Origin of the sequence: Streptomyces sp. Ag109_O5-10 (assembly GCF_900105755.1) — a bacterium.
Taxonomy (GTDB): Bacteria; Actinomycetota; Actinomycetes; order Streptomycetales; family Streptomycetaceae; genus Streptomyces.
Map to the genome: position 1 here is coordinate 6,244,383 of NZ_FNTQ01000001.1, position 13,043 is coordinate 6,257,425.

Here is a 13,043-nt window from a genome sequence, read left to right on the forward strand (position 1 = left end):
CCTCACAGGTGGATCGTTCATCATTCGTACGCGCACGCGCATTTGTGCCGGGAGAGGGGGAGACAGCCCAGTGACCAACATTCCCGAGACAGGTCGGACCCCACGTGTCCAGATCCGTCTCGTCGTCATCCAGATCCTCGTCCTCTCCCTGCTCGGTACCCTCGGCGGCCGTCTGTGGTATCTGCAGATCCGCGAAGGCTCCGCGTACCAGAAGGAGGCCTCCGGCAACCACGTCCAGCAGGTCGTCGACCCCGCCGTGCGCGGCTCGATCCTGGACGCCCGCGGAGTCCCCCTCGCGGACAACGAGACCCGGCTGGTGGTCTCCGCCTCCCGCACCGACCTGCTCAAGCAGAAGGACGACGGCAAGGCCGTCCTGACCAAGCTCGCCGGCGTCCTCGGGATGAAGCCCGAGGACGTCGTGCAGAAGGTCCGCCTCTGCGACGCCAAGACCCCCCAGCCCTGCTGGAACGGCTCGCCGTACCAGCCGATCCCGATCACCGACGAGGCCACCGCCAAGCAGGCCCTGCAGATCCGCGAGCGTTCCGAGGACTTCCCCGGCATCACCGCCGAGCCCGAGGCCGTCCGCCGCTACGCGGGCCCCGGCAAGTCCAACACCGCCCAGGTCCTCGGCTACCTCTCCCCGGTCACCGACGAGGAGATCCAGCAGGCCAAGGACACCGCCTCCCCCTACCTGCGCTCCGACCAGGTCGGCCGGTCCGGCCTGGAGCGCGAGTACGACAAGGAGCTGCGCGGCAAGGCCGGCGTCACCCGCTACGAGGTCGACAACCTCGGCCGCGTCATCGGCAAGGCCAAGTCCGACGCCGCCGAGCCCGGTTCCAACCTGGTCACCAGCATCGACTCCCGCGTCCAGCGGGTCGCCGAGTACGAGCTGGACAGGGCGATGAAGGCCGCCCGCCAGCAGTACGACAGCATCACCCACGAGAACTACAAGGCCGACTCCGGCGCCGTCATCGTGATGGAGGCCAAGACCGGCCGGATCGTCGCCATGGCCTCCGCCCCGACCTACGACCCGAACGTGTGGGTCGGCGGCATCTCCGCCAAGGACTACAAGGCCCTCACCGGCAAGGACTCCGACTACCCGCTGCTCAACAGGGCCATACAGGGTCAGGCGGCCCCCGGTTCGACGTTCAAGGTGGTCTCCACCGCCGCCGCGGTCAACGCCGGCTACGCCTGGGACGGCGGCTACCCCTGCACCAGCTCCTACTCGGTCGGCGGCCAGGTCTTCAAGAACTTCGAGGGCGAGAACTTCGGCGACATCTCGCTGGGCCGTGCCCTGGAGGTCTCCTGCGACACCGTCTTCTACGGCCTCGCTGACCGCGAGTGGAAGAAGGACGGCGGCATCAATCCCAAGCCGGGCGAGCCGAAGGACTACTTCTTCAAGACCGCCCACCAGTTCGGCCTCGGCAAGGAGACCGGCATCGACCTGCCCAACGAGGTCACCGGCCGCGTCCCCGACCGCCAGTGGAAGATCGACTACTGGAAGGCCAACAAGGACGCCTGGTGCAAGTCCGGGAAGAAGGACGGCACCTACGTCGAGAAGATCGAGTACGAGAACTGCCTCGAAGGCAACAAGATGCGCGAGGGCGACGAGATCAACTACTCCATCGGCCAGGGCGACACCCTCGTCACGCCGCTCCAGGAGGCGATGATCTACGGCGCCGTGGCCAACGGCGGCACCGAGTACCAGCCGACCATCGGCAAGGCGATCGTCAGCGCCGACGGCAGGACCGTCCAGGAGATCAAGCCCAAGGTGGTCCGCAAGCTGCCGGTCACCCAGGCCACCCTCAAGGGCATGGACGAGGCCTTCGCGGGCGTCATCACCCGCGGTACCGCGGCCTGGAAGTTCGGCGGCTGGCCGCAGGACAAGATCGCCCTGCACGGCAAGACCGGTACCGCCGAGGTCTACGGCAAGCAGACCACGTCCTGGCTCGCCACCTACAGCAAGGACTACACGGTCATCATGACCATCTCCCAGGCCGGTACCGGTTCCGGTGCCTCCGGTGAGGCGGTCCGCAACATCTACAGCGCGCTGTACGGCGTGGCGGCCGACGGCTCCATCGACAAGAACAAGGCGCTGCTCTACACCCCGCAGAAGGGCCTGCCGAAGGTCCGCACGGACGGCACCATCGACTCCCCGAAGGTCTCCAAGGACCCGGCGAAGGACTTCCAGGTCTTCTCCAAGCAGGGCGACAAGACCACCGGCGACGGGCAGCCCCCGGCGGCCACCACGGCCTCACCGTCCACGGGCAACAGCAACACCCGCAGACGAGCCCGCAAGCGGGGAAGCCGGAGGATGCTCACATGACCGGCGTCAACAGCTTCTCCGTCTCCGGGTACGGCCCCGCGCGGGCCGGCTGGACCCGGATCTTCGCCCGGGACTCGCTGACCCGCCGCCTGGACTGGCCGATGCTGCTGGCCGCGGTCGCCCTGTCCCTGCTCGGCTCGGTGCTGGTCTACTCGGCCACCCGCAACCGCACCGAGATCAACCAGGGCGACCAGTACTACTTCCTGGTCCGGCACCTGATGAACACCGGCATCGGGCTCGCCCTGATGATCGGCACCATCTGGGTCGGCCACCGCCAGCTCCGCAACGCCGTGCCGATCCTCTACGGCCTCTCCCTGGTGGGCATCCTCGCGGTGCTCACCCCGCTGGGCGCCACCATCAACGGCAGCCGCAACTGGATCGTCTTCGGCGGCGGCTTCTCGCTGCAGCCCGCCGAGTTCGTGAAGATCACGATCATCCTGGGCATGGCGATGATACTGGCGGCGCGGGTCGACGCCGGTGACAAGAAATACCCCGACCACCGCACCGTCCTGCAGTCCCTGGGCCTGGCCGCGGTCCCGATCCTGATCGTGCTGCTCATGCCCGACCTCGGCACGGTCCTGGTCATGGTGACGATCATCCTCGGCGTGCTGCTCGCCTCCGGCGCCTCCAACCGCTGGGTCTTCGGCCTGCTCACCGCCGGCGTGGTCGGCTGCATCGCCATCTGGCAGCTGCACATCCTGGACGAGTACCAGATCGCCCGCTTCGCCGCCTTCGCCAACCCGAGCCTCGACCCGGCCGGCGTCGGCTACAACACCAACCAGGCGAGGATCGCGATCGGTTCCGGCGGCCTGACCGGCGCGGGCCTGTTCCACGGCTCGCAGACCACCGGCCAGTTCGTCCCCGAGCAGCAGACCGACTTCGTCTTCACGGTCGCGGGGGAGGAGCTGGGCTTCGTCGGCGCGGGCCTGATCATCGTGCTCCTCGGGGTCATCCTGTGGCGCGCCTGCCGCATCGCCCGCGAGGCGACCGAGCTGTACGGCACGATCGTCGCGGCCGGGATCGTGGCGTGGTTCGCGTTCCAGGCGTTCGAGAACATCGGCATGACCCTCGGCATCATGCCGGTCACCGGCCTGCCGCTGCCGTTCGTGTCGTACGGCGGCTCGTCGATGTTCGCGGTGTGGGTGGCGGTGGGGCTGCTCCAGTCGATCAGGGCGCAGCGGCCGATGTCGGCATAGCGCCCGCGCCTCGGCCGATGTCGGCATAGCGCCCGCGCCTCGGCCGATGTCGGCATAGCGCCCGCGACTCGGCCGACGTCGGCATGGACGTGCGCGCCCGGGGAACCCAGGGAGGTGAACAGACCCGACCGATCTGTTCACCTCCCGCACTTATTCGGTCTTCCTGTGATTTACCCACTTTGGCCTCTGCCTCTGCGGAGGCCCGACCACTAGATTCAACTCATGGCGGACACGAAGCGTGAAATCGAGCGCAAGTACGAATCCGAGGACAGTGGCCTGCCCGACCTGACCGGCGTCGCAGGAGTGGCGAACGTCGTCGACAAAGGCACCGCCGACCTCGACGCGACCTACCACGACACCTCCGACCTGCGCCTGGCCTCGGCGAAGGTCACTCTGCGCCGCCGCAGCGGAGGCAGCGACGCGGGCTGGCACCTCAAACTCCCCGTCGCCCCCGGCGTCCGGGACGAGATCCACGCCCCCCTCTCCGACACGCTCCCCGGCGAACTCGCCGCCCTGGCCCGTTCCCGGGTCCGCGAGGGCCAGCTGGTCCCGGTGATCCGCCTGCGCACCACCCGCGACGTCCGGCACCTCGTCGACGCCCACGGCGCCCTGCTCGCCGAGGTCAGCGTGGACCGCGTCCGGGCCGACCGGCTCTTCGGCGGCGACGGCAAGGCGGAGTGGACCGAGATCGAGGTGGAACTCGCCGACGGCGGCGACCCCGCCTTCCTCGACAAGGTGGAGAAGCGCCTGGGCAAAGCGGGCGTACGCCCCTCGAAGTCCGCGTCGAAACTCGCCCGCGCCCTGGCCGAGACGAAGGGCGGCAAGCCCCGCCCGCCCAGCACCGGATCCGCCACGCCCGTCACGGCGGGCGACCACGTCATGGCCTACGTCCGCGCCCAGCGCGACGCGATCGTCGAGCTCGACCCCGCCGTCCGCCTGGACACCGAAGAAGGCGTGCACGACATGCGGGTCGCCACCCGCCGGCTGCGCAGCACCTTCCGCACCTTCGGCAACGTCCTCGACCGGCAGGTCACCGACCCCATAGCCGACGAGCTGAAATGGCTGGCCGGCGAACTGGGCGCGGGCCGCGACCAGGAGGTCCTGGCCGAACGCCTGATGTCGGCCCTCGCCGACGTGCCCCCCGCCCTCGTCCACGGCCCCGTCCACGACCGCGTCCACCGTTGGGCCGAGGCGAGCGAACGCAGCTCCCGCAGCCGCCTCCTCGGCATCCTCGACTCCGCCCGCTACCTGGCGCTCCTCGACACCCTGGACGCCGTGGCCGCCGACCCGCCCCTGCTGAAGGCCGCTGCCAAGGATCCCCGGAAGGTCCTCACCAAGGCCGTCCGCAAGGACTTCGCCAAGGTCACCGACCTGATCGAGACGGCCATGGCCGAACCCCCCGGCCACGACCGCGACCTCGGCCTGCACGAAGCCCGCAAGAAGGCCAAGCGCACCCGCTACGCGGCCGAGGCCGCCCGCCCCGCCCTCGGCAGACCGGCCAAGACCATGGTCAAGTCCATGAAGTCCCTGCAGACCCTGCTCGGCGAGCACCAGGACAGCGTCATGGCCCGCGAGATCCTGGGCGAACTGTCCGCGGTGGCCCACGCCGCCGGGGAGAGCGCCTTCACGTACGGGCTGCTCTACGGCCGCGAGGAACAGCGGGCGGCGGCGGTCGAGGCGGAGGCGCCCGGGGCCTGGGCGGACATCAAGGCCAGGGCACGGCTGTGATCCGGGCGTACGGAGGAGCCCTCCGACCGGGTTAGGCTTGATGGTCACCCTTCCGGCCACCGGCCGGAGGGCGCCCCCCAGCCACCACACAAAGGTCCGCGAGATGCCTGCCGAAGCCGCCGCCCGGGTCGCTGAGTCTGTGTTCCCGCAGCTCGAAGCTCTGCTCCCGCATGTGCAGAAGCCGATCCAGTACGTCGGCGGAGAGCTGAACTCCACGGTCAAGCCGTGGGAGACCTGCGACGTCCGCTGGGCGCTCATGTACCCGGACGCCTACGAGGTCGGCCTGCCCAACCAGGGCGTCATGATCCTCTACGAGGTCCTCAACGAGCAGGAGGGCGTCCTCGCCGAGCGCACCTACAGCGTGTGGCCGGACCTGGAGGCGCTGATGCGCGAGCACGGCGTCCCCCAGTTCACCGTGGACAGCCACCGCCCGGTGCAGGCCTTCGACGTGTTCGGCCTGTCCTTCTCCACCGAGCTGGGCTACACGAACATGCTCACGGCCCTCGACCTGGCCGGTATCCCCCTGGAGTCCAAGGACCGCACCCTCGACGACCCGATCGTCCTCGCGGGCGGCCACGCGGCCTTCAACCCCGAACCGATCGCGGACTTCATCGACGCGGCGATCATCGGCGACGGCGAGCAGGCCGTCCTCGACATGACGAGGATCATCCGCGACTGGAAGGCGGAGGGCCGCCCCGGCGGCCGCGAGGAGGTCCTCCTGCGCCTCGCGAAGACCGGCTCCGTCTACATCCCCGCCTTCTACGACGTCGAGTACCTCCCCGACGGCCGGATCGCCCGCGTGGTCCCCAACAGGTCGGGCGTCCCCTGGCGCGTCTCCAAGCACACGGTCATGGACCTCGACGAGTGGCCCTACCCCAAGCAGCCCCTGGTCCCGCTCGCCGAGACGGTCCACGAGCGCATGTCCGTCGAGATCTTCCGCGGCTGCACCCGTGGCTGCCGCTTCTGCCAGGCCGGCATGATCACCCGCCCGGTCCGCGAGCGCTCCATCACCGGCATCGGCGAGATGGTCGACAAGGGCCTCAAGGCGACGGGCTTCGAGGAGGTCGGCCTGCTCTCGTTGTCGAGCGCGGACCACTCCGAGATCGGCGACATCGCCAAGGGCCTGGCCGACCGCTACGAGGAGGACAAGATCGGCCTGTCCCTCCCCTCCACCCGCGTCGACGCCTTCAACATCGACCTGGCCAACGAACTGACCCGCAACGGCCGCCGCTCCGGCCTCACCTTCGCCCCCGAGGGCGGCTCGGAACGCATCCGCAAGGTCATCAACAAGATGGTCTCCGAGGACGACCTCATCCGCACCGTCTCGACGGCCTACGGCAACGGCTGGCGCCAGGTGAAGCTGTACTTCATGTGCGGCCTGCCCACCGAGACCGACGACGACGTCCTCCAGATCGCCGACATGGCGACCAAGGTCATCGCGAAGGGCCGCGAGGTCTCCCGCTCCAACGACATCCGCTGCACCGTCTCCATCGGCGGCTTCGTCCCCAAGCCCCACACCCCCTTCCAGTGGGCCCCGCAGCTCTCCGCCGAGGAGACGGACGCCCGCCTGGAGAAGCTCCGCGACAAGATCCGCGGCGACAAGAAGTACGGCCGCTCGATCGGTTTCCGCTACCACGACGGCAAGCCGGGCATCGTGGAAGGCCTGTTGTCGAGGGGCGACCGCCGCATCGGCGCCGTCATCCGCGCCGTCTACGAGGACGGCGGCCGCTTCGACGGCTGGCGCGAGCACTTCTCCTACGACCGCTGGATGGCCTGCGCCGACAAGGCCCTCGCCCCCCTCGGTGTCGACGTCGACTGGTACACCACCCGCGAGCGCACCTACGAGGAGGTCCTCCCCTGGGACCACCTCGACTCGGGCCTCGACAAGGACTGGCTCTGGGAGGACTGGCAGGACGCCCTCGACGAGACAGAGGTCGAGGACTGCCGCTGGACCCCGTGCTTCGACTGCGGGGTGTGCCCGCAGATGGACACCAGCATCCAGATCGGCCCGACCGGCAAGAAGCTGCTGCCTCTTACGGTCAAGAACGCGGGTCCGACGTCGGCTCCGAGCGGTCACACACACTGAGGTGAGCGAGGCACTCGATCGGGTGGTTGAGGCGCTAGCGGGGGTGAGCGAGGAGGAGGTGGCCGCTGCCTTGGCTGCTGTCGGTGCGTCTGGGTGTCGGCAGCGCGTTCTGCGGACGCCACTGCCGAGCCCTGGAGGCACTTCGCGGATCGTCTCCGAGGCGGAGTTGGTCTGAAGCCCGTTCTCGGTTTGTCTGCCTGCGTAGCCTGTTGAGCCCCCTTTCCTGGCAAGGAGGGGGCTCGTTGGCATCTGGCGGCGGGCCCGGCCCCGTCCGGGCCGGCGTTCCCGTCTGTCTCGGCACGGGTCCGGACCGTCAGGAGACGAGGATGTCGATGCCGTCTCCGAGCAGCTTGAGTCCGAGGACGAAGAACAGGACTGCCATCACGGCGACGTTGTGCTGGGCTGCCCAGTCTTTCCAGTTGCCGAGTGTGGTCTTGGCTCGCTCTCCTCCGAGCAGGAAAACTGCCAGTGGGGCCAGCAGGCCGAGGGTGGCGATCACGACGAAGATCGCCAGCGATGCGATTTGCTGCCCGACCGGCAGTCCGGCTGAGCCGATCGCGGCGCCCGCGGCGATGGTCAGCGGGGCGTTCTTTGCGTTGAGGGCGGCCAGGGCCAGTCCGAGTGCGAAGATCTTGACCGGGGTGAGGCGGTCGATCGCGCTCATCCACTTCGGGAGCTGGGCTTGCGAGGGGTCCTTGGGGCGGCGGTGCCACTGGCGGGCGCCGAAGAGGACGAGGAACAGGCCCAGGGCAAGCTTGAGGGCTCCTACCCAGGTGGCCGGGTGCTTGTGGGCGGAGGCACCTGCGGGGGAGGCGACCGCCAGCATGATCGCGCCCAGTGCCGAGAGCCCCAGGATCCAGCCGACAGTGAAGAGGACGCCGTTGAGACGTCCGCGAGGTGTGGCGAGTATGAGGATGATTGCGATGATCGGGAGCGGGCTGACCGCGACGCCGGCTGCAAGACCCAATACGTCACCGAGAACCTTGCCCATGATTGCCTCCAGGTGGGGGTCAGAGCGGCTGTCGAGTTGAGCGACGTCTTATGGGAGTGGGAGGCCCGACCGTCTGAACGCGGAGCCCGTGGATCTGTGGTGGGCGTGTCCGGGACGGGTGACATCGGATCACGGAACCAGGTCCGCGGCCTCTCCGGAGGTGGTGCATCTGGGCGGTGATCCTCAGCGGTCGGCTCTGTGGCTGTGCGCCTCGGCCAACATGGGACGCAGTTGCCCGAGAGCGTGCCGACGACGAACCTGACATGCTCGCATTCCATGTTCCTGTGCTCTGAGGAATCTGTCCTTGCGAGCCGTTCGGAGCTCCGAGGGCCTTGGCCTGCTCGTTGTTCCCGGTGGTGCCCCCATCGCGCTCGGCAGTGAGCCGACACCCGAGAATGCGCCCGTTCTCGGCAGGATGACGGTCGGGGCGCGCCTCAAGAGCAGGCGGGTGCGACCGTAGCCGTCAGACTCTCTCGATGCTCCACTCCGGGTGACCGCATCACCCCTGGCAGGGGATGCGAGACGAGTTGTCTGTGGTCAGGATGAAGGGGCGAGGGCGATGGCGCCTCACGTCCGAGCGCTTGGCGACTCTCGCACCGATCCGCGACAGGAGAGCTTCGCGATGACCGCGACAGGTGCAACCCCGTCGGCTCACCCTGAGCACCCGGGCAGGACGGACGGGGTCTCCAACGAGTTCACCGTTTTCACCAAGATCAAGCCGGGCGAGGCCGATGCATTGCGCGCGGACCTCACCTGGCTCGCCGACGCGGCGAACGACGAGAACGTCCATGCGGCGCTGCGCCAGATCGGCACGCTGCATGACGCACGGCACGTCATTTTCGACAATGACACCAGGTTCATGTTCGCCAGCGTCTTCGACGGCTCCTGGGACACCTACATCGACGACTTCGCCAAGACGGTGGTCGGGGAACGCTTCGACAAGGTCTTCTCGCACAGTGAAGGGTTCCCCGGCATCAAGGATCCAGGGGTCAAGGACTGGTTCCTCGCCCACCAGGAGCCCGCAGGAGTCTTCGTCAGTGCCTATCCCGACCTGACCGTTCAGCAGATCTACAAGGACCATCGCGTGGACGACGCGTTCCAGGAGGTGCTGGACACCCCCCAGTTCCGGGCGGCACTGGACAACCCCGCGAACGCCGAACTGCTGGCCACGCCGGCCTTCCAGAAGCTGCTGGAGGAAGCCTCGGCCTAGAACCCGCACACAGCCAACCCCCAACCCCACCCGTCCTTGGTGGACCGCGTCGACAGGCGCGCCACAGCCGCTGCCGAATTTCCAGGCAGAGACCGACGCGGAGGCGCAAGCGATCATGAACACTGCGGACAGCGACAGCGCGGCCGGCACGAGCGTCGAGATCGACGAAGTCCAGAGCGGGGCCCTGCGGCCGAGGCCCGTTCCGTACGAGGGAAAGTTCGTCTTCCTGCACGTCGAGGACCGCCACGCCGGGCGCGCACTGCTGCGGCGGCTGCTACCGGTGACCTCGGGTGGTCTGCCAGGCGCAGACCGGAGCCAGGAGGCGTGGGTCGCTCTGGCCTTCACCTATCAGGGGCTGAAGGCCCTGGGGGTGCCGCAGGAGTCGCTGGACAGCTTTCCGCGGGCGTTTCGTGAGGGCATGGCCGCTCGGGCGGAGCTGATCGGCGACGTGGGTGAGAGTGCGCCGGCCCACTGGGAGGCACCGTTCGGAACCGGTGACGTCCACATCGCCCTGAGCGCCCTCTCTTCCGACACGGGACAGCTCGACGAGGAGCTGGAGCGGGCCCGCGTCGCCTACGAGGACACCCCCGGTGTCCAGGTGATCTGGCAGCAGGACGTCCACCAGCTCCCGACCGGGCGCACCACCTTCGGCTTCCGTGACGGCATCAGCCATCCGAACATCGAAGGCGTCGGACTGCCCGGCTCCAACCCGCAGGAAACTCCCATCAAGGCCGGCGAGTTCATCCTCGGCTACCCCGACGAAACCGGCAGCCTGCCGCCCATGCCCAGCCCCGATGTGCTGGGGCGCAACGGGACCTACGCGGCCGTCCGCAAGATCCACACCAACGTGGCGGCCTGGCGGCAGTACCTGCACGCGAACACCGCCAGCGCCGAGGAGGAGGCACTCCTGGCGGCCAAGATGGTCGGGCGCTGGCCGAGCGGCGCCCCGCTGGCACTGACGCCGGAGCACGACGATCCGGAGCTGGCGGCCGATCCGCACCGCGTCAACAACTTCCTGTACCGGGAGAACGACGACCGGGGGTACCGGTGCCCCGCCGGTGCGCACATCCGGCGGACCAACCCCCGCGATGCCACCATCATCGGCGATGCGCGGATGCACCGGCTCATCCGCCGCGGCACCACCTACGGTCCGCCGCTGCCCGAGGGCGTGCTGGAGGACGACGGCGCCGACCGGGGCCTGGTCGGTGTATTCATCGGCGCCCACCTTGAGCGGCAGTTCGAGTTCATCAAGGCCGAGTGGGTCAACGACGGCAACTTCATCGGCTACCCCGGCGAGAAGGACCCGGTGGCTGGGCACCACGGCGGGACCGGCAGCGTCACCATCCCGGAGAAGCCGGTCCGGCGTCGCCTGCAGAACCTGCCCAGCTTCGTGGTCACCCGTGGCGGCGAGTACTGCTTCGTGCCGGGACTGCGCGCCCTGCGCTGGCTCGCCGAACTCGAGGGCTGAGGGCAATTCCAAGCCCCTGCAGTTCGATCACGGTCTCTGGGAGGAGAGGTCGGAGTCATGGCAGCAGAGTTCGTCCGCTACACGCCCGACGTCGAAGACGACGACCCGGACTTCGAACGCAACGTGCAGACGGTGATCGAGAAGACCAAGAACTACATCGCCGAGTCGGTCGAGGCCGGCGGCACCGGACAGGCCCTCCGCGACGCCCACGCAAAGGGCTACGGGCTGGTCCGCGGGCAAGTGGAGATCCTGGCGGGGCTGCCCCCCGAGTACGCCCAGGGAATCTACGCCACCCCGGGTACCCACGACGCGCTCATCCGCTTCTCCAACGGCTCGCCCCACGCCGGAGCCGACGCGCGCCTGGGCGCCGCCACCGGACTGGCCCTGAAGATGTTCGACATCCCCGGTCCGACCCTGTTGGACGACGAACCGGACACGGGCACTTTCGACTACGCCAACATCAACGGACCGATCTTCTTCTGCAACACGGTCGAGCACTACCTGTTCATCCAGGATCTGTTCCTGAACGCACCTGCCTACTTCTCCCAGGGCCGCCCCGGCGCACATCGCTTCTACACCGATTTCGTGACCGGAAAGGGAACTCTGGACCAGGACAACTGGGCGTGGGACGAGTTCCTGGCCTTCCTGCGCCTGGCGAAGACTCCTCCGGCGAACGTGCTGCTGTCGAGCTACTGGACCATGGGCGCGGTCCGCCACGGTGACTACATCGCCAAATTGCGCTTCACGCCCGACCCGTCCTCTGCCGCCGCGGTGGTCCGGCGCACCATCGACCCGACCTCGGCAGCGGAGGTCTTCCGACCTGCCCTGCAAGGCGAGTTGCAGGAACGGCCCTACACCTTCGACATCCAGGTCCAACTCTGCACCGACCTGCGACGCATGCCGGTGGAGGACACCACCGTGGAGTGGCCCGAACCGCTCTCGCCGTCCGTCACCGTGGCCAGGCTGCGGCTGCCGCAGCAGGACATCTCCGACCCGGAGAACCTGGAGAAGATGGACGCGCTGTCCTTCACCCCCTGGCGGGTCACCGCCGAGCACGCCCCCCTGGGCAACATCATGCGGGCCCGCAAGGAGGTCTACCGGCAATCCTCCATCGCGCGCCACAAGCTCAACCAACAGCCACGCACCGAGCCGCGCAGCGCCGACGAGGTACTCGGCCCGGCCCAATGAAGCGGTCCGTGTGGTTGTGAATGGCTCACTGCCCGCAGATGGACACCAGCATCCAGATCGGCCCGACCGGCAAGAAGCTGCTGCCGCTGACGGTCAAGAACGGCGCGTCTGCGTCCGGCGGGCACGTGCACTGAGGCCGTCGGGGGTGGCGGGGCGGGGTCAGGCGGTGGCCGGGCCGTGGAGGGCGGCGATGTGTTCGGACGTCGCCCAGCGGCTGTAGGTCGGGGACTGGGGCCAGCCCTCGGGTGAGTCCTGCCATTCCTCCTGGCGTCCGTACGGGAGGAGATCGATCAGGGCGAAGCTGTGGCCGAGCTGCTCGGTGCCCCGGCCGTCGGTGTGCCAGGTGCGGTAGACGGTGTCGCCGTCACGCAGGAACACATTGACCGCGAACCCGCCGTCGGGCGGTGCGCCGACGTCCGACCCGAACGGGCTGCCGGCCGTCGAGTACCACGTCATCCGGTTGCCGACCCGGCGCTTGTAGGCGAGTGCCTCTTCGATCGGGCCCTGGGTGACGACGACGAATCGCGCGTCGTACGGGTCCAGGAACTCCAGGCGGGTGAACTGCGAGGTGAACCCCGTACAGCCAGGGCACTGCCATTCCTTTCCGGCGAACCACATGTGGTGGTAGGTGATCAGCTGCCTCCTGCCCTCGAAGACGTCCGCCAGCCGGACGGGGCCGTCCTCACCCTCCAGCGTGTAGTCGGGCAGCTCCACCATCGGCAGGCGGCGGCGCTCGGCGGCGATGGCGTCGAGTTCCCGTGTCGCGGCCTTCTCCCGGGCCCGCAGTGCCTCGAGCCGCTGCTCCCAGGCGTTGACGTCGACTACGGGCGGTAGGGCGAGGTCGGTCATG

Annotated in this window: 9 protein-coding genes; 7 read left to right on the forward strand and 2 right to left on the reverse strand. The window is 68.7% G+C overall.

Annotated elements, in window-relative coordinates; genetic code table 11:
* Nucleotides 1-70 precede the first annotated feature (70 nt).
* From mrdA to BLW82_RS28510, 4 genes are all read left to right on the forward strand, one after another.
* The gene (gene mrdA, locus BLW82_RS28495) at nucleotides 71-2,326 is read left to right on the forward strand and encodes a penicillin-binding protein 2 (protein ID WP_093503051.1); all 2,256 of its coding nucleotides are present in this window, start codon (nucleotides 71-73) and stop codon (nucleotides 2,324-2,326) included.
* Nucleotides 2,323-3,522, forward strand: a complete 1,200-nt coding sequence (rodA, locus tag BLW82_RS28500) for a rod shape-determining protein RodA (protein WP_093503053.1) — start codon at nucleotides 2,323-2,325, stop codon at nucleotides 3,520-3,522. The genes mrdA and rodA overlap by 4 nt, the downstream gene beginning before the upstream one ends.
* Before the next feature lie 222 nt (nucleotides 3,523-3,744).
* Nucleotides 3,745-5,250 (forward strand): CYTH and CHAD domain-containing protein, encoded by a 1,506-nt coding sequence (locus BLW82_RS28505; RefSeq protein ID WP_093503055.1) that lies wholly within the window; start codon nucleotides 3,745-3,747, stop codon nucleotides 5,248-5,250.
* A gap of 103 nt (nucleotides 5,251-5,353) precedes the next feature.
* Nucleotides 5,354-7,336 carry a TIGR03960 family B12-binding radical SAM protein gene (locus BLW82_RS28510; RefSeq protein ID WP_093508332.1) on the forward strand — a complete coding sequence of 661 codons (1,983 nt, stop codon included), beginning with the start codon at nucleotides 5,354-5,356 and terminating at the stop codon, nucleotides 7,334-7,336.
* A gap of 313 nt (nucleotides 7,337-7,649) precedes the next feature.
* On the opposite strand, the gene BLW82_RS28515 is transcribed toward BLW82_RS28510, so the two are convergent.
* Nucleotides 7,650-8,327, reverse strand: a complete 678-nt coding sequence (locus BLW82_RS28515) for a GAP family protein (RefSeq protein ID WP_093503057.1) — start codon at nucleotides 8,325-8,327, stop codon at nucleotides 7,650-7,652.
* Nucleotides 8,328-8,949: 622 nt separating this feature from the next.
* On the opposite strand from BLW82_RS28515, the gene BLW82_RS28520 reads away from it, so the two are divergent.
* The 3 genes from BLW82_RS28520 to BLW82_RS28530 all read left to right on the forward strand — a co-directional run bounded on the left by BLW82_RS28520 (nucleotide 8,950) and on the right by BLW82_RS28530 (nucleotide 12,193).
* Entirely contained in the window at nucleotides 8,950-9,537 is a 588-nt protein-coding gene (locus BLW82_RS28520; RefSeq protein ID WP_256215991.1) for a hypothetical protein, read from the forward strand.
* 115 nt (nucleotides 9,538-9,652) lie between these two features.
* Nucleotides 9,653-11,005 (forward strand): Dyp-type peroxidase, encoded by a 1,353-nt coding sequence (locus BLW82_RS28525; protein ID WP_093503058.1) that lies wholly within the window; start codon nucleotides 9,653-9,655, stop codon nucleotides 11,003-11,005.
* Nucleotides 11,006-11,062: 57 nt separating this feature from the next.
* Nucleotides 11,063-12,193 carry a catalase family protein gene (locus BLW82_RS28530; RefSeq protein ID WP_093503060.1) on the forward strand — a complete coding sequence of 377 codons (1,131 nt, stop codon included), beginning with the start codon at nucleotides 11,063-11,065 and terminating at the stop codon, nucleotides 12,191-12,193.
* A 159-nt stretch (nucleotides 12,194-12,352) separates the two neighbouring features.
* Here BLW82_RS28530 and BLW82_RS28535 read toward each other — a convergent pair whose 3' ends face one another.
* Nucleotides 12,353-13,042 carry a DUF899 domain-containing protein gene (locus tag BLW82_RS28535; protein WP_093508334.1) on the reverse strand — a complete coding sequence of 230 codons (690 nt, stop codon included), beginning with the start codon at nucleotides 13,040-13,042 and terminating at the stop codon, nucleotides 12,353-12,355.
* Nucleotide 13,043 lies beyond the last annotated feature (1 nt).